The sequence below is a fragment of the Streptomyces sp. NPDC020362 genome, from assembly GCF_040642095.1.
Classification (GTDB): domain Bacteria; phylum Actinomycetota; class Actinomycetes; order Streptomycetales; family Streptomycetaceae; genus Streptomyces.
On the sequence record NZ_JBFAET010000014.1, the window covers coordinates 78,943 to 96,030 of the forward strand.

Here is a 17,088-nt window from a genome sequence, read left to right on the forward strand (position 1 = left end):
ATTCGTGCCCGCCTCCCCCCACCCGGGCGGGGGGGGGCGGGCCCGGCCCCCCCCCCCCCCCCCCGGCTCCCGCAGGCATGACAGGAGAGACACACACCCATGACCAGGGTGCTCGTGGTGGAGGACGACCCGCAGCTCGTACGGGCCCTCGTGATCAATCTGCAGGCCCGCCGGTACGGCGTCGACGCGGCCCCCGACGGCGCGACCGCGCTGCGGCTCGCGGCGGCCCGCCAGCCCGACGTGGTGCTGCTCGACCTCGGCCTGCCCGACATGGACGGCGTCGACATCATCAAGGGCCTGCGGGGCTGGAGCCGGGTGCCGATCCTGGTCCTGTCCGCCCGGCAGTCGTCCGACGAGAAGGTCGGCGCCCTCGACGCCGGCGCCGACGACTACATCACCAAGCCGTTCAGCATGGACGAGTTGCTGGCCCGGCTGCGGGCCGCCGTGCGCCGCACCGAGGAGCTTCCGCTCGTCCCGGAGACCACGCTGGTCCAGACGGACGGGTTCACCATCGACCTGCTCGCGAAGAAGGTCGTACGGGACGGCCGCGACGTCCGCCTCACCCCGACCGAATGGCATCTGCTGGAGATCCTCGTCACCCACCCCGGCCGGCTGATCACCCAGAAGCAGCTGCTGCACGAGGTGTGGGGCGTCTCGCAGAGCAACAAGACCAACTATCTGCGGGTCTACATGGCCCAGTTGCGACGCAAGCTGGAAGCCGACCCGTCGAGCCCCCGCTACCTCATCACCGAGCCCGGCATGGGCTACCGCTTCGAAGGGTGACCATGACACGCGGCAAGCTCCGCATCTACCTCGGTGCGGCTCCCGGTGTGGGCAAGACCTACGCCATGCTCTCCGAGGCACACCGCCGGATCGAGCGGGGCACCGACTGCGTCGTGGCCTTCGTGGAGCACCACGGCCGGCCGCGCACCGAGGTGATGCTGCACGGCCTGGAACAGGTGCCACGCAGGGAGATCGCCTACCGGGACAGCACCTTCACCGAGATGGACGTCGACGCGGTCCTGGCCCGCCGTCCGCAGGTGGCCCTCGTCGACGAGCTGGCCCACACCAACGTCCCCGGCTCCCGCAACACCAAGCGCTGGCAGGACGTGGAGGAGCTGCTCGCGGCCGGGATCGACGTCGTCTCCGCCGTCAACATCCAGCACCTGGAGTCGCTCGGCGACGTCGTGGAGTCCATCACCGGCATCCGGCAGCAGGAGACCGTCCCCGACGAGGTCGTGCGGCGGGCCGCCCAGATCGAGCTGGTGGACATGTCGCCCCAGGCGCTGCGCCGCCGGATGGCGCACGGCAACATCTACAAGCCCGACAAGGTCGACGCGGCGCTCTCCAACTACTTCCGGCCCGGCAACCTCACCGCCCTGCGCGAGCTGGCGCTGCTGTGGGTGGCCGACCGGGTCGACGCCTATCTGCAGGAGTACCGCACCGAGCACCGGGTCTCCACGATCTGGGGCTCGCGCGAGCGGATCGTCGTCGGCCTGACCGGCGGCCCCGAGGGCCGCACCCTGATCCGGCGCGCGGCGCGGCTGGCGGAGAAGGGCGCAGGCGGCGAGGTGATGGCCGTCTACATCTCCCGCAGCGACGGGCTGACTTCTGCCTCCCCGAAGGAACTGGCCGTCCAGCGCACCCTCGTGGAGGACCTCGGCGGCACCTTCCACCACGTCGTCGGCGACGACATACCGGCCGCGCTGCTCGACTTCGCGCGCGGCGTCAACGCCACCCAGATCGTCCTCGGCGTCTCCCGGCGCAAGGCCTGGCAGTACGTCTTCGGGCCCGGCGTCGGCGCCACCGTGGCCGTGGAGTCCGGTCCCGACCTCGACGTCCACCTCATCACCCACGACGAGGCGGGCAAGGGCCGAGGGCTGCCCGTCGCCCGGGGCGCCCGCCTCGGCCGCTCCCGGATCATCTGGGGCTGGCTGGCCGGCATCGCCGGTCCCGCGCTGCTGACCTGGCTGCTGAGCGGCGTGGTGCCCGAGGTCGGCCTCGCCAACGACATGCTGCTGTTCCTGACGATGACGGTGGCGGCGGCCCTGCTGGGCGGCCTCTTCCCGGCCCTGGCCTCGGCCGTGGTCGGATCCCTGCTGCTCAACTGGTACTTCACCCCGCCCGTCCACACCCTGACCATCGCCGATCCGGCGAACATCGTCGCCATAGCGATCTTCGTCGGGGTCGCCGTGTCGGTCGCCTCGGTGGTGGACCTGGCCGCCCGCCGCACCCACCAGGCGGCCCGGCTGCGAGCGGAGTCGGAGATCCTCTCCTTCCTCGCGGGCAGCGTGCTGCGCGGCGAGACCAGCCTGGAGGAGCTGCTGGAGCGGGTCCGCGAGACCTTCGGCATGGAGTCGGCGGCCCTGCTGGAGCGTGCCGGCGACGTGGCGCCCTGGACCTCGGCGGGCAGCGTGGGCCCGCGCCCCTGTGCCACGCCCGAGGACGCGGACGTCGACGTACCGGTCGGCGACCGGCTGTCCCTCGCCCTGTCCGGCCGGGTGCTCCCGGCCGAGGACCGCCGGGTGCTGGCCGCCTTCGCGGCCCAGGCGGCGGTGGTGCTGGACCGTCAGCGCCTGCAGCAGGAGGCGGACCAGGCCAAGGAGCTGGCCGAGGGCAACCGCACAAGGACCGCCCTGCTCGCCGCCGTCAGCCACGACCTGCGCACCCCGCTGGCCGGCATCAAGGCGGCGGTCACCTCCCTGCGCTCGGACGACGTCGAATGGTCGCAGGCCGACCGGGCGGAACTCCTGGCGGCCATCGAGGAGGGAGCCGACCGGCTCGACCTGCTCGTCGGCAACCTGCTCGACATGTCCCGCCTGCAGACCGGCACGGTCACCCCGATCATCCGCGAGACCGACCTGGACGAGGTGATCCCGATGGCGCTCGGGGGCGTCCCCGAGGACAGCGTCGACCTGGACATCCCGGAGACCCTCCCCATGGTCGACGTCGACCGGGGTCTGCTGGAGCGGTCGGTCGCCAACGTCGTGGAGAACGCGGTCAAGTACAGCCCGGCGGGGGAGCGGGTCCTGGTCGCGGCCAGCGCCCTCGCCGACCGGGTGGAGGTGCGGGTGGTGGACCGCGGCCCAGGTGTGCCGGACGAGGCCAAGTCCCGCATCTTCGAACCCTTCCAGCGCTACGGCGACGCGCCCCGCGGCGCCGGGGTCGGGCTCGGCCTCGCGGTGGCCCGCGGCTTCGCCGAGGCCATCGGCGGCACGCTGCACGCCGAGGACACCCCGGGCGGGGGCCTCACCATGGTGCTCGTCCTGCCGAGGTCGGGGGCCGCCCGGGCGGAGCCGGAGCCGGGGATGTCCGCGCCGGCGACGATGTGAGCGGCAGCCGCGGGAACATCGGTGACCAGGCGCACCGCCCGACCACCGGCATCGCCCGGCACGGTCCCGGGACTTGAAGCCCGAGCCACGTCCCGCTCGGGCACGGCTTTCAGTGCTGCGTGCGGGGCTCGGGCACGGCCCTCGGCCCTGCGCAGGGTGTTCGGACGCGGCTTTCAGCGTCGGCGCCGGGTGCGGTGTGCGGGCACGGCTTTCGGTGCCGGCGCCGGGTGCGGTGTTCGGACACGGCCTTCAGCGTTGCGCGCGGTCTTCGGGCACGGCCCTCAGCGCTGCGCGCGGGGCGACCGGGGCGCGGACCGGCGGACGAGGTCCGCGGCAGCTCCCTCCCACTCGGGATGGGCGAAGCCGAAACCGGCCGCCCGCAGCCGGCCCGGTACCACCCGGCGGCTCTTGAGCAGCAGTTCCGTGTCCGAGCGCAGCGCGAACGCGCCCAGCTCCGCCATCCAGCGCGTCGCCGGGAGCCCCACCGGGACGCCCCGGGCCGTGCGCAGCGTCCGCATGAACTCCCGGTGCGGGAGGGGGCCGGGCGAGGCGAGGTTCACCGGCCCGTCGAGGTCGTCCCGGGCGATCAGGAACTCCACCGCGCGCACGAAGTCGGCGTCATGGATCCAGGAGACGTACTGCGCACCGCCGGCGACCGGCCCGCCCAGCCCCAGCCGTGCCAGCCGCAGCAGTATGTCGAAGACCCCGCCCCGGTCCGGGCTCATGACCATCGCCGCGCGCAGCGCCACCTTCCGGGTCGCCGGGGTCCGCGCCTCGGCCTGCGCCCGCTCCCAGTTCTTCGCGATCTCGACGCTGTATGCCCAGTAGCCCGGCACCCCGGCCTCCGAGCCGCCGATCACCCCCGTCGCCTCGTCGTGCGCCGCATCGAAGCGATGGGCGTAGATCGTCGCGGTGCTCATCTGCAGCCAGACGCGCGGTGGCCGTGCGGCGGCGGCGATCGCCTCGCCGACGACCCGCGCCGAGTCCACCCGGGAGTCCATCATGGCCCGCAGGTTCTCGGGGGTGTAGCGGCAGGAGACGCTGCGCCCGGCCAGGTTGATGACGACGTCGCTGCCGTCGAGCGCCTCGGCCCAGGGGCCGAGCGTGACCCCGTCCCAGCCGATCTCGCGCTCCCGGACCGGGTGTCTGGTCACCACCGTGACCTCGTGACCGGCCGCCGTCAGGGCACGGTCTAGGACCGTCCCCACCTGCCCGGTCCCCCCGGGTAGCACCACCTTCATCGAGCCCCCTCGGTTTCGGCGGGCACCAGCGTAACCCAGAATTGAACGCGTTCAAATGATGGTGGCGGTAGGTGCCGGCGTGCCTCGCGGGGCACCTGTGCGTCAACCCGGAGGTGCCTGGTGCCGCCGGGCGGGTGGCCCTGCCCGGCGAGTCTTTAAAAGTTGCGCAATTCAGGAACTATTAGAGTCGCAAGTCCTCAACCGCGTTCGGTGCGGTTGTTCCACCTGCGCCACAAGGGCGCCGCGAGGCTTTCTGCATCGGGGGACACATGACGGATTCCGGGCCGTCGGTCAGGGAGGTCGGCGTGGTCTTCGAGCGCGCGCTCGATCAGGCCCTGAACTCCCCTCAGGTGCTGGACGCCCTCGACCGTGCCGCCGGAGTCCTCGGCCGGGAACAGCTGCGGACCCGGGCGCTGCAGGCGCGGACGGCCATCACCGCGGCGGTGGCCGTCGAGTACCAGGCCTACCTCAGGGCCCGGTCCGCGGCGACCGGGCCGGGCGGCCCGGCGGAGAGTGTGTGCGAGGCGCCACCGGTGCGGGGTGCAGGCGGTCTCCCGCTCCTGCCGGCCGCGACCAGGGCGGTTCTCCGGCTGCTGGTGACGGGGCGTGGCGGGCGCTCCAACGGCCGGGGGCGCGCCCGGGCCGACGCCGCCGCGGACGTGGCAAGGGCTCGGGAGGTGTGGGAACTGGCCCTCCTGGAGCGGGGCGTCGTGCCCTTTCTGCTCGGACGGCTGGAAGAAGTGCTCATGCAGGAGCGGGGAGACCGGATCAGGCGCTGGTCCGGCTGACCGCACGAGGCGCGTCCGTGCACGGGCACGTGCGCGAGGGGCCCCGGCGGACACGGCGGACACGGCGGATGAGGCAGACGCGGCGGACACCGCGGATTCGGCGGGCGCGGCGGGCACCGCGGGCACGGCGGACACCGTGGACGCGGCGGTCTCTCGGCTCGCGGTGCCTCAGAGTGGCGTCGCCGCCCGCAGCAACAGCAGCAGGGTGAGCGCCGAGTTGGCCGAGAACATCGCGGAGAGGGCGGCTCCGGTGGTGGCGGTCCACAGGGCCAGGCCCACCGTGGTGAAGACCGACGGCCAGGCGCGCCCGGCGGGTGCCGGCGCGAGCAGGGCCGCGACCCGGCGGGGAAGCGGGCCGGGGGCGGCGAGTGCGGCGAGCGTCGGCGCGGGTGCGGCACGCGAGACGAGGGCCGCCCTGCCGATGGCGCGGGCGACGGCCTTGCGGCTGCCGACGGCCTGGGCCGCCTCCTCGTCCGCCCATCGCTCCGCCGTGTAGGCGACCGCCGACCGCAGCGGCAGCAGGAACGGGTTGGCGCAGGCGGCCAGCCGGACGAGCAGCAGATGGCGGTGGTGCCGCGCGGCGAGGTGCGCGCGCTCGTGGGCGAACAGGGCGCGGCGCTCCGGCGCCGCGAGGCAGGCGAGCATCGCCGTGGACACCACGACCCGGTCGCGCAGCCCGCCCACGACCCGGCTCGCCGGCAGCGCGTAGGCATAGGGCTGCCCGTCGTCCAGTACCGCCACCTCCGTGTCCCGCAGCCCCGCCAGGGCCCGGTGGGCCCGCCACCGAACGCGGTGGTGCCGCCAGAGTGTGTGGCCCCAGGCGCCGACGACCACGAGCAGCGCGGGGATGGCGGCCTTTCCGGCCACTTCGTGCCGTGGCACGCTCTCGCGCACCTCCGGGTCGGACCAGCCGTCCGGCAGGGGATTGCCGGGCAGCTGCGCGGTGCCGACCACCATCAGCAGCGTCAGGCACACCGTGCTGCACAGCGCCAGGACGGTGGAGACGGCGGTCAGCAGCACCGTGGCCGTACGGGGATGGAGGCGCTGCTCGGCCAGACGCGCGATCGGCCAGGCCGTCAGCGGCAGGACCAGCGGGAGGAAGACGAAGATCCCCATGCGTGCTCAGTCCTCGCCGGTGGCCTGGTCCAGCAGTTCGCGCAGCACCTGTTCGTCGCCCTCGGGCAGCGCGGTGAGGAAGCTGGCCAGCACGGCCCGCCGGTCCTGCTCGCCGTCCAGCACCCTGCGCATCTTCAGCGCGGCGAGCCCGGCCTCGTCCGCGGCCGGCATCCACACGAACGACCGCCCCTCGCGCCTGCGCGTGACGGCGCTCTTCGCCAGCAGGCGGGCCAGCACCGTCATCACGGTCGTGTACGCGAGGCCGGCGGCCAGACGCTCCTGCACCCAGCCCGCGGTGACCGGGCCTTCGGCCTCGTGCAGGGCCGCGAGCACCCGGGTCTCCAGTGCGCCCTGCGCCCTGCGCCGACGGCGCGGATCCGGCTCCGCCACGCGGTGTCTCCCTTCCGCCTCTCGCCCCGGCCCCTCACGCCGGGGGAGCGTCACATCGTACAAAGCGGGCGCCGGTGGCTTGTTCACGCTCCTCGCGGTGGTGTCGCCTCGTGCCGACCGCCAGTTACTTCTACAGTGTTGTAGATTCAACGCGGGGTCCAGGACAAGGGCCCGAACCGGACATGTGCGTGGAGGGACGAACCATGGGTGTTTCGCTGTCCAAGGGTGGCAACGTGTCGCTGAGCAAGGAGGCACCGGGACTGAGCGCCGTCCTCGTCGGCCTCGGCTGGGACGTACGGACCACCACCGGCGCCGACTTCGACCTCGACGCCTCCGCGCTGCTGCTGAACGCCTCCGGCAAGGTCGTGTCCGACGGGCACTTCGTCTTCTACAACAACCTTGCCAGTCCCGACGGTTCGGTCGAGCACACCGGCGACAACCTCACCGGTGAGGGCGAGGGCGACGACGAGAGCATCAAGGTGAACCTCGCCGCCGTGCCCGCCGAGGTGGACCGGATCGTCTTCCCGGTGTCGATCCACGACGCCGGGGCGCGCAGCCAGAGCTTCGGCCAGGTGCGCAACGCGTTCATCCGCGTCGTCAACCAGGCCGGCGGCGCCGAACTCGCCCGCTACGACCTGTCCGAGGACGCCTCGACCGAGACCGCGATGGTGTTCGGCGAGCTGTACCGGGGCGGCGCCGAGTGGAAGTTCCGGGCCGTCGGCCAGGGCTATGCCTCCGGACTGGCGGGCATCGCCGCCGACTTCGGCGTCAACGTCTGAGGCGATCCGCCCCGGCGGGCGGAGGGGTGGCCCACCTGTGAGCCCCGTCCGGGAGAAGGGGCCTCGGGCGCCGGGTCAGTCGCGGGAGTTGCCGAAGAGGATGCGGTAGCCGATGAGCAGCACCAGGGAGCCACCGATCGCCGCGCCCCAGGTGTAGAGGTCGAAGAAGTGCTTCTCCACCGGCCGGTCGAGGAAACGGGCGGAGAGCCAGCCGCCGATGAAGGCGCCCGCGACGCCGATGAGGGTCGTGCCGATCAGTCCGCCCGGGTCGCGGCCGGGCAGCAGCATCTTGGCGATGCCTCCGGCGAGCAGGCCGAGGATGATCCAGCCGATGATGCCCACGGTGTTGTCCTCCGGTCGGGTCGGATCCGCGCGCAGTGCGCCGGACGCCGACACTTGGATTGCCTGTTTGCGCAAGCCTAGGGACGGCCGGGAGTGCCGGGCGACGTTCCCGTCCTTCTGGTGACGTCCCGTCGAGGTTCTGTCACATGCTCAAGACATTGCGCAACTGGGGAACTGGAAGGGGTTAGGGTCGTGTTGATCACGATGGACGCGGGAAGCGGAAGCAGCTGCGGAGGCCGTGCATGAGTGTGTCCCTGACCAAGGGCGGCAATGTGTCGCTGAGCCGGCAGGCCCCCGGCCTGACCGCGGTGACGGCCGGTCTGGGCTGGCAGGCGGACACCGGGTACGACCTGGACGCCAGTGCCCTGCTGTGCGACCGGTCGGGAAAGGTGCTGTCGGACGAGCACTTCGTCTTCTTCAACAACCCGGCCAGCCCCGACGGGTCGGTCCGCCACGCAGGCCCGGACGGCCCGGCCGGCGACGACCAGCAGATCCATACCGACCTCACCCGGGTCCCCGACCAGGTCGAGAAAGTCCTCTTCCTGGTGTCCCTGTACGAGGGCGCGAGCCGCGGCCAGGCCTTCGGGCAGGTGCACGGCGCGTACATCCGCGTCCTAGACCAGGACAGCGGCACCGAGCTGGCCCGCTACGACCTCACGACCGCCGGCATGGTGAACGAGACCGCGGTGGTCTTCGGCGAGCTGTACCGGCACGGCCCGGGATGGAAGTTCCGCGCGGTCGGCCAGGGCTACGCCTCGGGCCTGGCCGGCATCGCCACGGACTACGGCGTGGCCGTGCTGCGGGAGACGACGGCTCCCGGCCCGGCTCCGGTCACCTCACCACGACTGGGCAAGGGCACGCACGGGCCGGACGCACCGCAGGCCCCGGCCGCCGTACCTCAGCCTCCTGTGCCCCCGGCCGCCGTACCTCCTGCGCCCCCGGCCGCGGCATCTCCGCCGCCCCCTGCCGTCGCCCCTTCCGCGTCCCCGGCCTTCGCCCCCTCATCGCAACCTCTCGGGAGTCCCTCCGTGACCTGCTTCTTCGACCCCAACCACGGGCCCGGTACGACGACCGTCACCTGGTCCCCGCAGTGGGGCGTCCCCCGGCCGGTCCAGACGTGCGGCGGCTGCGCACAGCGGGTGCAGACCACGGTGCCGCCGTTCTACACCCCGCCCCAGCAGGGCTACCCGCAGCCGGTGCAGCAGGGCTACTCCCAGCAGGGTTACCCGCAGCAGGGCTACTCCCAGCAGGGTTACCCGCAGCAGGGCTACCCCCAGCAGGGCGGCTACGGGCAGCCGTACGCGGACCACCACGACCACTACGACCACAACGACCACCACCAGCAGGGCGGCGGCCGTCGCTTCGGCACCGGTGCGCTCATCGGTGCCGGTGCGGCCGGTCTCATCGGCGGTGCACTGCTGAACGAGGCGTTCGACGACGACGAGCCCGACGTCGTCAACAACTTCTACGAGGACTGACCCGATCCGAGGACAGACCCCACCGGTGGCCCCGGCGGCGCACGCCTGCCGGGGGACCGGCCCTTACCATGGGTGGGCGCATGTGCGTCGGCTGTGAACAGGGCGGGACGGGAGAGGGCTGTGACGGAGATCGCCGGTGGCATCGAGGACCCGTCGGCCGATGTGCTGGCGGCGGCTGCCGCCGCGTTCGGACTGCTCGCCTCCTCCTCCCGGCTCCACCTGATGTGGGCTCTGTCGCAGGGCGAGAGCGATGTCACACACCTCGCCGACCGGGTCGGCGGTGCGCTGCCCGCGGTCAGCCAGCACCTGGCCAAGCTGAAGCTCGCCGGGCTCGTCCGCTCCCGGCGCGAGGGCCGACGGCAGGTCTACTACATCGACGACCCCGACGTGGTGACGCTGGTGCGGGTGATGGTGGTCCAGCTGACCGCACGTTCGCAGCAGCCCCCCACCGCGGTCCACCGGCTGCGCGGGATCGGTGGCTGAGACCACCGCGCCCTCGGGACAGGACGCACGGACGCCGGCTCCCGGCACCGCTGCGGCGTCCGGCGGCGACCGGGGTCCCGACGCGGCACCCCGTTCGGGACCCGGCGTGCCGACCCTGCTCGACGTCCTGCGCGAGCTGGACGCCGGTCCGCGCGGCCTGACGGAGGCACAGGCCGAGGAACGACTGGCCCGGTTCGGCGGGAACAGCCTCCCGGACCGGCGCGAGCCCTCCTGGCCCCGGCTGTTCCTGCGCAGCCTGCGGGACCCGTTCACCGCCGTGCTGCTCTGCCTCGGACTGGTGTCCGCGGCCGTCTTCGCCTGGGGGACCGGCGCGGTGATCCTCCTGCTGGTCGCCGTGAGCTGCGTGCTGCGGGCGACCGGGGAGCACCGTGCCGACCGGTCCACGGCCGCGCTGCGCGACCTGGTCGCCACCACCGCCACGGTGCTGCGCCGTGCCGACGACGATGCCGCGCCGGTCCCCCGGGAACTCCCGGTGGGCGAACTCGTCCCGGGAGACGTGGTCCGGCTCGGGCCCGGCGACCTGGTACCGGCGGACGTACGGCTGCTGCGGGCCGGCGGACTGACCGTGCACCAGTCCGCGCTGACGGGCGAGTCGGCGCCGGTCGGCAAGACCGCCGACGCGGTGCCGGCCGCCCCCGCCGCCGTCCTCGAGCATCCGCAGTGCTGCTTCCAGGGCAGCAGCGTCGCCTCCGGCAGCGCCACCGCGGTCGTCACCGCGACCGGCGCACGGACCCGGTTCGCAGCCGCCCACGGCCGCAGTGCCGGGCGGCAGGACCCGAGCGCCTTCGACCGGTCCGTCCACGGCGTCTCCTGGATCCTGATCCGGTTCATGCTGCTGACCCCGCCGCTGGTCCTCATGGCCAACGCGGCGCTGCGCGGACGCGGCCTGGAGACGCTTCCGTTCGCCGTCGCGGTGGCCGTCGGGCTGACCCCCGAGATGCTGCCGGTCCTCGTCACCACCTGCCTGGCCCGTGGGGCCGGGCTGCTGGCCCGCACCCACGGGGTGATCGTCAAGCGGCTGCCCGCGCTGCACGACGCCGGCGCCGTCGACGTGCTGTGCGTGGACAAGACCGGCACCCTCACCCAGGACCGGCCGACGGTGGACCGCGCCCTGGGCCCCGACGGCGCGGACGACCCCGGGGTCCTGCACTGGGCCGCGGTCAACGCGTGGTGGACCCTGCAACTCGCCGACCTGCCGGTACCCGACGCCCTCGACGAGGCGATCCTGGAGGCCGCCGACGCGGACGACATGATGGCGTACGACGGTGTGGCGGCCGTCCCCTTCGACCCGCTGCGCCGCCTCGCCACCGCCGTCGTCCGCACCCCCGGACGGCTCGGCGTGCACACCCTGGTCGTCAAGGGAGACGTCGGGGCCGTGCTGGAACGGTGCGCCCTCTCGGACGACGAGCGCGCCCGCCTGCGGGCACTGGCCTCCCGCCTGGCCCACGACGGACTGCGCGTCCTCGCGGTCGCCACCGACGAACGCCCGGCAAGGCTGCGCGACTACACCCCGGCCGACGAACGCGGCCTCTCCCTGCGCGGGCTGATCACCCTGCGCGACGCGCTCGCGTCCACCGCCGCCGACGCGCTGCACGTCCTCACCGGCCAGGGGGTCGCCGTCAAGGTCCTCACCGGCGACCACCCGGGCACGGCCGCCCGCGCCTGCCGCGACCTCGGCATCCACGTGACGGCGGACGACGTGGTCGACGCCGGCGACATCGACACCCTCGGCGACGCCGAACTGGCCGGGCTGGTGCGCGGCAGGACCGTCTTCGCCCGCTGCACCCCCGACCACAAGGCCCGGATCACCCGGGCCCTGCGCGGCGCCGGGCTGACGGTCGGCTTCCTCGGCGACGGCGTCAACGACCTGCCCGCGCTGCGCGCCGCCGACGTCGGCATCGCCCCGCGCGACGCCGCCGACGTGGCCCGCGAGGGCGCCGACGTGGTGCTCGCCGAGAAGGACCTCACCGCCGTCGCCCACACCATCGCCGCCGGCCGGCACGCGGGCGGCAACATCGCCACCTATCTGCGCATCGCGCTGTCCTCCAACCTCGGCAACGTCATCGCGATGCTCTCCGCGGGGCTGCTGCTGCCCTTCCTGCCGATGCTCCCGGCGCAGGTCCTCACCCAGAACCTGTGCTTCGACGCGGCCCAGCTCGCCTTCGCCCACGACCGCCCCCACCCCCTCGTGCTGCGCCGGCCCACCCTGTTGCGCCCGCGCGACCTGCTGCGCTTCATCACGGCCTTCGGGGTGCTCAACGCCGTCGCCGACCTGGCCACCTTCGGTGTCCTCGCGTTCGCCCTGCACGGGCCCGGCACCGGGGACGACGAGGCCGTGTTCCACTCCGGCTGGTTCACCGAGAACCTGCTCACCCAGGCCCTGGTGATGGTCCTGCTGCGCGTCGGCCGCCTCCCCGGCTCCCGGCCGCGTCCGGGCGGGGGGACCCCCGTCACGGCAGCCCGCGGGCCCGGCCCGGTCACCTGGGCGGCGATCGGCCTGGCCGTGATCGGCCTGGCGCTCCCGCCGTCACCGCTCGGCCCGGCACTCGGCCTGACCGCCCTCCCCACCCTGTACTACGCCCTGCTCACCGGCGTCCTGGCCCTGTACGCCGCGGGTCTCGTGGCGGCCCGCAGGGGGTACGAACGGCGCTGTGCGGCAAGGGGATCGGGACGCACGGGGCAGCGGGACACGCCGGACACGCGCGGCACCGCCTCACACGGCTCTTAGCCGTCCTGCTGTACAAGGGGGCTGGCCGAGGCGGGGGTGCAGAGAGGGCGGGACATGTCCGATTCCGGGGCACGCAGGCGTCGGATCCTGCTTCCTTTGGTGGTCTTCGCCGTGGCGCTGTACGTCATCGTGCGCGCGGCCGGCACCCCGCAGGGCGACAAGCCGCCACCGGCCAGGGCGTCCGCCTCCCCGCGCACCCCGTCACCCTCTCCTTCCGCGTCGCCTTCCTCCTCCCCCTCGCCGGCGGCGGCCTCGTCGTACGACCCCGCCCACTACTCCTCCCAGGTCCGCACCCGGGCCCGGCAGACCGGCGTCAGCGCCCGGCTGCTGATGGCGATCCTCTACAACGAGGCGTACAAACCGCACGACCCGGCCTTCGAGCGCGCCTGGCAGAAGTACAAGCCGGACGCGGCCTTCGGCATCGCCAACATGCACCGCGCCGCCTTCGACGAGGTCAAGCAGGGCCGGGACTTCGCCGGCCGCCGCTGGGAGGACCTGCCCGACGACCGCGGTCTCGCCATCGAGGCCGAGGCCTGGTACCTGCACGACCTCGCGGCCCGGCTGCCCGCCCGCTGGTCCGCTCCGTACCCGAAGGACGACCTGCTGGCCCTCGGGTACAACACCGGCGCGAGCACCATGCTCGCCTTTGCCCGCGGTGCGACCCCGGGCAGTCAGGCCCGCTCGTACCTGGACCGGCTGCACGCGAACTGGGCCAGGGCGGGACGGGCCGTGGGCGAGGACTGACCTGGCCGGAAACGGGCAGGTGGGGAAGGCCGGGCGCGGCGGGGGAGAGATGCCTCACCTGAGAATCGTGGAAGGATCCGTGCTGCTCCGGCCATGGGTTTGTTAGATTGCGCAACTACGCAACCCGGGCGGAGTCCCGCTCCGCCGCCTGCCCGTACACCGCCGTGCATGCCCGGCCGTCCGACGGCCCCGCCTGCCGAGCCCGACCGTTCATGCATGGGAGTGGGAGATGAGCGACCCGTGGGACGGTCCGGTCGGTCAGGCCACGCGCAGTCGCTCCGCCAAGGTGCCCGGACAGCGTGCGGCCGGGACCGACGGAGCGCGTCCTGCGGGGGGCCGGGCCGCGGCCCGGGCGGCCTCCCGCACGCACGGCGGCTCGCGCTCGAGGCACCGCGTCCGGCAGGCGGGGCGCGGCCGGCGGGTGCTGAAGATCATCGGGATCTGTCTGTCGGTTCTCGTCGTGGTCACGGCCGGTGCCGGCTGGTGGTTCTACCAGCACCTGAACGGCAACATCCAGAGCTTCTCGCTCGACGGCAAGGGCGGAACGGAGAAGGCGGACGCGTTCGGCCGTACTCCGATCAACATCCTGGTGATGGGCTCGGACGGCCGCACCAGCAAGACGGACTGCAAGCTCGGCGGCGGCTGTTCGAAGACCGGCGTGCAGACCGGCAGCAACGCGGACGTGGAGATGGTGGTGCACATATCCGCCGACCGCTCCAACGCCACCGTGATGAGCATTCCCCGTGACACCATGGCCCGCGTTCCGGCCTGCAAGGACAGCAAGAGCGACCAGTCCACCTCCGGCTACTACGGGCAGATCAACAGCGCGCTGCAGTACGGCCCGGCCTGTCAGGTGGCCACCGTCCACCAGCTCACCGGCATCCCCATCGACCACTTCGTCAAGCTGGACTTCTCCGGCGTGGTCCAGATGTCCGACGCGGTCGGCGGGGTCTCCGTGTGCGTCAGTGACGACGTCTACGACACCTACTCGCACCTGAAGCTGTCCAAGGGCAGCCACACCCTCAAGGGCGTCGCGGCCCTGGAGTTCGTGCGCTCCCGGCACGGTTTCGGCGACGGCAGCGACCTGGGCCGTACCGTCTCCCAGCACATCTTCCTGAGCGCGATGATCCGCAAGTTCAAGAGCGCGGGCACGCTCACCGACCCCACCGCGGTCTACGGCCTCGCGGACGCGGCCACCAAGGCGCTGACCGTGGACGACGGTCTGGGCACCGTGAAGAAGCTGATCTCGCTCGCCTCCGACGTGAACAAGGTCCCCACCAAGCGGATGACCTTCACGACGATGCAGACGGCCCCCGACCCGAACAACAGCGACCGCGTGGTGGTGGGCCCGGGCGCCAAGACCCTCTTCTCCACCATCGCCGACGACCAGTCGCTGACCACCGGCTCGGGCAAGAAGTCCGCGGCGGCGTCGGCGACCGCGAAGGCCACGGCCACGGCGAAGGCCGTACCCGCGTCGCAGGTCGCCGTGACGGTGGAGAACGGCACGGACATCACCGGCCGCGCCTCCACGATCGCGACGGCGCTCACCGACAAGGGCTTCAGCCCGGACACGACCACGGCCAACGCCCCGAGCCCCGCGGCCACCACCACACTCACCTACGGCCCCGGCCAGAAGGCCGGGGCGCAGACGGCCGCCAAGGCGCTCGGCCTGTCCGGCTCGCACCTGAAGCAGGGCACCGGCACGGGGCTGACCCTGGTGATCGGCAGCGACTGGCCGAGCGGCACCGGTTTCCCGGGCGGTGCGTCCTCGCCCTCGCCCGCCGACACCAAGGCCGCGGTCGGAGGCGCCCACGCCCAGACCGCCGACCAGGCCAAGACCTGCGCCAAGGTCAGCCCTTACAAGACGGTCAGCCTCAACGGCGTCCCCATGACGCCGGCCCAGGCCTACGCCGCGGCGCGCGGCAAGCCCGACTCGGACGACTGAGACGGCGACCGGCCCGCCTCAGGGTTGTACAGTTGCGCAATGTAGCAATCGTGGCGGCAGGTGCGGCATGTCTGGCCCGTACCGCCGCCGGTGTGGAGAAGGGGTGGGCGGGATGCTCCGCAACGGACTGGAACCCTGGCACCTGCTGGTCGTGGCCGTCGTGATCATCGTCCTGTTCGGGTCCAAGAAGCTGCCGGAGGCCGCGCGCGGACTGGGCAAGTCGATGCGCATCCTCAAGAGCGAGGCGAAGGCCATGAAGGAGGACGGGGCCGCCCCGGCCGAGAGTGTCACGGCGGCCGCGCCGGCCGAGAGCGTGACGGTGGCCGCCCCGGCCGCGGAGCACACACAGGCCCACTGAGCGGCGCTCATCCGCCGCATCCACGCGTGCCGGACCCGCGCGCCCCGCGCCGACCGGGCGCGGATCAGGGGCTGGCGACGTCGAAGCCGTACCGCAGCGGCTCACCGGTCACGGTGTAGTCGCGGCGGTAGAGGTGGACCGACTCCGCGCGCACACCGGGCGGCGCGTCCTCGATCCGGCAGGGGCAGGTCACCTGGACCACGCGCGGCCTCCCGGAGACCTTGATCCGCACTCCGTCCGCGGGCCCGCCGTCGAGCACCGCGGTCTCCCAGCCGCCCGTCGCCTCACTCGTCTCCACGGCGACAGTTTAAATCTTGCGCAAGTCTCCAGTGTGTGAGCGCAGTCACGGCCGCGACCGCGTCCCGGTGCCGACCGACCCGTCGGGGCTTCCCCGGCCGCTCCGGGCCGTTCCTGGGGAATCCACGGAAGCTGCCTGCTTCATCCTTGGGATTCCCCAGTAGTGGCGGGTGCCGCGCCCTGCCAGGATGGCAGTGACCGCGAGACGGGGGGTCGGGCGTCGCCACGAGCGGCGTCAGCGGGTCGCTTCGCCGTTCGTGTGGAAGCGCGGCGGGGAGGAGAGCGTGGCGTCGACCATGCGGGCGAGGGCCGCATCGTCGTAACCGTCGCCGTAGAAGACACTGCGGAACATCATCGCGCCGGCCCACATCTCCAGTGCCAGCGAGATGTCGGTGTCCTCGGGAAGGTCACCCCGGTCCATGGCCCGCTCCAGCACGGTGCGGGACCGGGCCCGGCGCGGCTCGATCACCTCTTCGCGCAACTGCTGGCGCAGTTCGGGGTTCTGTGCCGTGTCGGCCACCAGCGCGGGCAGGACGGCGTTCATCTCGGGGGATCCGAAGAAGCTGGCGAGGGCCTCCTTGGCGACGTTCAGCAGTTCGTCGCGGGTGTCCCCGGTCTCGGCGGTGGGAACCTCCCTGAGCCGGCTGCGCACCGCGTCGAGGACGAGAGCCGCCTTGTTCGGCCACGAGCGGTAGAGCGTGGCCTTCCCGACCTTGGCCCGGACGGCCACCTGCTCGATGGTCATGCGGGTGTACCCGCGCTCCTCCAGCTGCTCCAGCGTGGCGGCGAGAATGCGCTTCCTCGCCTCGAGATCCCGCCGATGAGGGCCGCTTGCGTCCACGACGTTCTGCAAGGTTCGCTTGGTCCCCATTCGCCTCTCCCGCACAGCGTGTTCCGTGGTGGGCCGGACGTCTGACGGTCTCGTGTCAGAACGATTCGGTTCGTGTTCATTATGGGCCGCGGCAGCCCGACCCCCGGCTGCCGGGCGACCGGCCGACGAGGGCATGTGGCCGGTCCGGGGCGGCTGCCGCGTCGTGTGACGCGGC

16 protein-coding genes are annotated in these 17,088 nt (G+C 73.0%); 10 read left to right on the forward strand and 6 right to left on the reverse strand.

What is annotated here, in order from left to right:
• Positions 1–99 precede the first annotated feature (99 nt).
• Positions 100–783, forward strand: coding sequence for a response regulator (locus AB0H32_RS09040; protein WP_361116546.1), 684 nt, complete (start codon positions 100–102; stop codon positions 781–783).
• Positions 784–785: 2 nt separating this feature from the next.
• Complete coding sequence (locus AB0H32_RS09045; RefSeq protein WP_361116599.1) at positions 786–3,332, forward strand: sensor histidine kinase KdpD; 2,547 nt, start codon at positions 786–788, stop codon at positions 3,330–3,332.
• A gap of 281 nt (positions 3,333–3,613) precedes the next feature.
• Here the strand turns inward: AB0H32_RS09045 and AB0H32_RS09050 are convergent, their stop codons facing one another.
• Complete coding sequence (locus AB0H32_RS09050) at positions 3,614–4,573, reverse strand: TIGR01777 family oxidoreductase (RefSeq protein WP_361116549.1); 960 nt, start codon at positions 4,571–4,573, stop codon at positions 3,614–3,616.
• 269 nt (positions 4,574–4,842) lie between these two features.
• Between AB0H32_RS09050 and AB0H32_RS09055 the strand changes: the two genes are divergently transcribed.
• Positions 4,843–5,361 (forward strand): hypothetical protein, encoded by a 519-nt coding sequence (locus tag AB0H32_RS09055; RefSeq protein ID WP_361116551.1) that lies wholly within the window; start codon positions 4,843–4,845, stop codon positions 5,359–5,361.
• 168 nt (positions 5,362–5,529) lie between these two features.
• Here the strand turns inward: AB0H32_RS09055 and AB0H32_RS09060 are convergent, their stop codons facing one another.
• Together AB0H32_RS09060 and AB0H32_RS09065 are read right to left on the reverse strand one after the other, a co-directional pair.
• Entirely contained in the window at positions 5,530–6,477 is a 948-nt protein-coding gene (locus AB0H32_RS09060) for a M56 family metallopeptidase (RefSeq protein WP_361116554.1), read from the reverse strand.
• 6 nt (positions 6,478–6,483) lie between these two features.
• Positions 6,484–6,867: a BlaI/MecI/CopY family transcriptional regulator gene (locus AB0H32_RS09065; protein WP_361116557.1), complete on the reverse strand. Its 384-nt coding sequence runs from the start codon at positions 6,865–6,867 to the stop codon at positions 6,484–6,486.
• Positions 6,868–7,070: 203 nt separating this feature from the next.
• On the opposite strand from AB0H32_RS09065, the gene AB0H32_RS09070 reads away from it, so the two are divergent.
• Positions 7,071–7,646, forward strand: a complete 576-nt coding sequence (locus tag AB0H32_RS09070; RefSeq protein WP_361116560.1) for a TerD family protein — start codon at positions 7,071–7,073, stop codon at positions 7,644–7,646.
• Positions 7,647–7,721: 75 nt separating this feature from the next.
• Here the strand turns inward: AB0H32_RS09070 and AB0H32_RS09075 are convergent, their stop codons facing one another.
• Positions 7,722–7,988 (reverse strand): GlsB/YeaQ/YmgE family stress response membrane protein, encoded by a 267-nt coding sequence (locus AB0H32_RS09075; protein ID WP_361116602.1) that lies wholly within the window; start codon positions 7,986–7,988, stop codon positions 7,722–7,724.
• A 242-nt stretch (positions 7,989–8,230) separates the two neighbouring features.
• Here AB0H32_RS09075 and AB0H32_RS09080 point away from each other — a divergent pair, with 242 nt between their 5' ends.
• The 6 genes from AB0H32_RS09080 to tatA all read left to right on the forward strand — a co-directional run bounded on the left by AB0H32_RS09080 (position 8,231) and on the right by tatA (position 15,745).
• Positions 8,231–9,466 carry a TerD family protein gene (locus tag AB0H32_RS09080; RefSeq protein WP_361116563.1) on the forward strand — a complete coding sequence of 412 codons (1,236 nt, stop codon included), beginning with the start codon at positions 8,231–8,233 and terminating at the stop codon, positions 9,464–9,466.
• 120 nt (positions 9,467–9,586) lie between these two features.
• A complete protein-coding gene (locus AB0H32_RS09085; protein WP_361116565.1) occupies positions 9,587–9,949 on the forward strand; it encodes a metalloregulator ArsR/SmtB family transcription factor in 363 nt (120 codons plus the stop codon).
• Positions 9,942–12,698, forward strand: coding sequence for a magnesium-translocating P-type ATPase (mgtA, locus tag AB0H32_RS09090; protein WP_361116568.1), 2,757 nt, complete (start codon positions 9,942–9,944; stop codon positions 12,696–12,698). Before AB0H32_RS09085 ends, mgtA begins: the two co-directional genes overlap by 8 nt.
• Before the next feature lie 54 nt (positions 12,699–12,752).
• Complete coding sequence (locus AB0H32_RS09095; protein WP_361116571.1) at positions 12,753–13,442, forward strand: lytic transglycosylase domain-containing protein; 690 nt, start codon at positions 12,753–12,755, stop codon at positions 13,440–13,442.
• 229 nt (positions 13,443–13,671) lie between these two features.
• Positions 13,672–15,387: an LCP family protein gene (locus tag AB0H32_RS09100; RefSeq protein ID WP_361116574.1), complete on the forward strand. Its 1,716-nt coding sequence runs from the start codon at positions 13,672–13,674 to the stop codon at positions 15,385–15,387.
• 112 nt (positions 15,388–15,499) lie between these two features.
• Complete coding sequence (gene tatA, locus AB0H32_RS09105; protein ID WP_361116577.1) at positions 15,500–15,745, forward strand: Sec-independent protein translocase subunit TatA; 246 nt, start codon at positions 15,500–15,502, stop codon at positions 15,743–15,745.
• Between the two features lie 64 nt (positions 15,746–15,809).
• Here the strand turns inward: tatA and AB0H32_RS09110 are convergent, their stop codons facing one another.
• Complete coding sequence (locus tag AB0H32_RS09110) at positions 15,810–16,043, reverse strand: hypothetical protein (protein ID WP_361116580.1); 234 nt, start codon at positions 16,041–16,043, stop codon at positions 15,810–15,812.
• 234 nt (positions 16,044–16,277) lie between these two features.
• Complete coding sequence (locus AB0H32_RS09115) at positions 16,278–16,913, reverse strand: TetR/AcrR family transcriptional regulator (protein ID WP_361116583.1); 636 nt, start codon at positions 16,911–16,913, stop codon at positions 16,278–16,280.
• Between the last annotated feature and the right edge of the window lie 175 nt (positions 16,914–17,088).

Bases quoted from the DNA above. Each gene is read 5' to 3' on its own strand.
- AB0H32_RS09100 (WP_361116574.1), top strand. From the start codon at position 13,672: ATGAGCGACCCGTGGGACGGTCCGGTCGGTCAGGCCACGCGCAGTCGC.
- AB0H32_RS09095 (WP_361116571.1), top strand. From the start codon at position 12,753: ATGTCCGATTCCGGGGCACGCAGGCGTCGGATCCTGCTTCCTTTGGTG.
- AB0H32_RS09040 (WP_361116546.1), top strand. From the start codon at position 100: ATGACCAGGGTGCTCGTGGTGGAGGACGACCCGCAGCTCGTACGGGCC.
- AB0H32_RS09115 (WP_361116583.1), bottom strand. From the start codon at position 16,913: ATGGGGACCAAGCGAACCTTGCAGAACGTCGTGGACGCAAGCGGCCCT.
- AB0H32_RS09045 (WP_361116599.1), top strand. From the start codon at position 786: ATGACACGCGGCAAGCTCCGCATCTACCTCGGTGCGGCTCCCGGTGTG.
- AB0H32_RS09060 (WP_361116554.1), bottom strand. From the start codon at position 6,477: ATGGGGATCTTCGTCTTCCTCCCGCTGGTCCTGCCGCTGACGGCCTGG.
- AB0H32_RS09050 (WP_361116549.1), bottom strand. From the start codon at position 4,573: ATGAAGGTGGTGCTACCCGGGGGGACCGGGCAGGTGGGGACGGTCCTA.
- AB0H32_RS09070 (WP_361116560.1), top strand. From the start codon at position 7,071: ATGGGTGTTTCGCTGTCCAAGGGTGGCAACGTGTCGCTGAGCAAGGAG.
- AB0H32_RS09080 (WP_361116563.1), top strand. From the start codon at position 8,231: ATGAGTGTGTCCCTGACCAAGGGCGGCAATGTGTCGCTGAGCCGGCAG.
- tatA (WP_361116577.1), top strand. From the start codon at position 15,500: ATGCTCCGCAACGGACTGGAACCCTGGCACCTGCTGGTCGTGGCCGTC.
- AB0H32_RS09055 (WP_361116551.1), top strand. From the start codon at position 4,843: ATGACGGATTCCGGGCCGTCGGTCAGGGAGGTCGGCGTGGTCTTCGAG.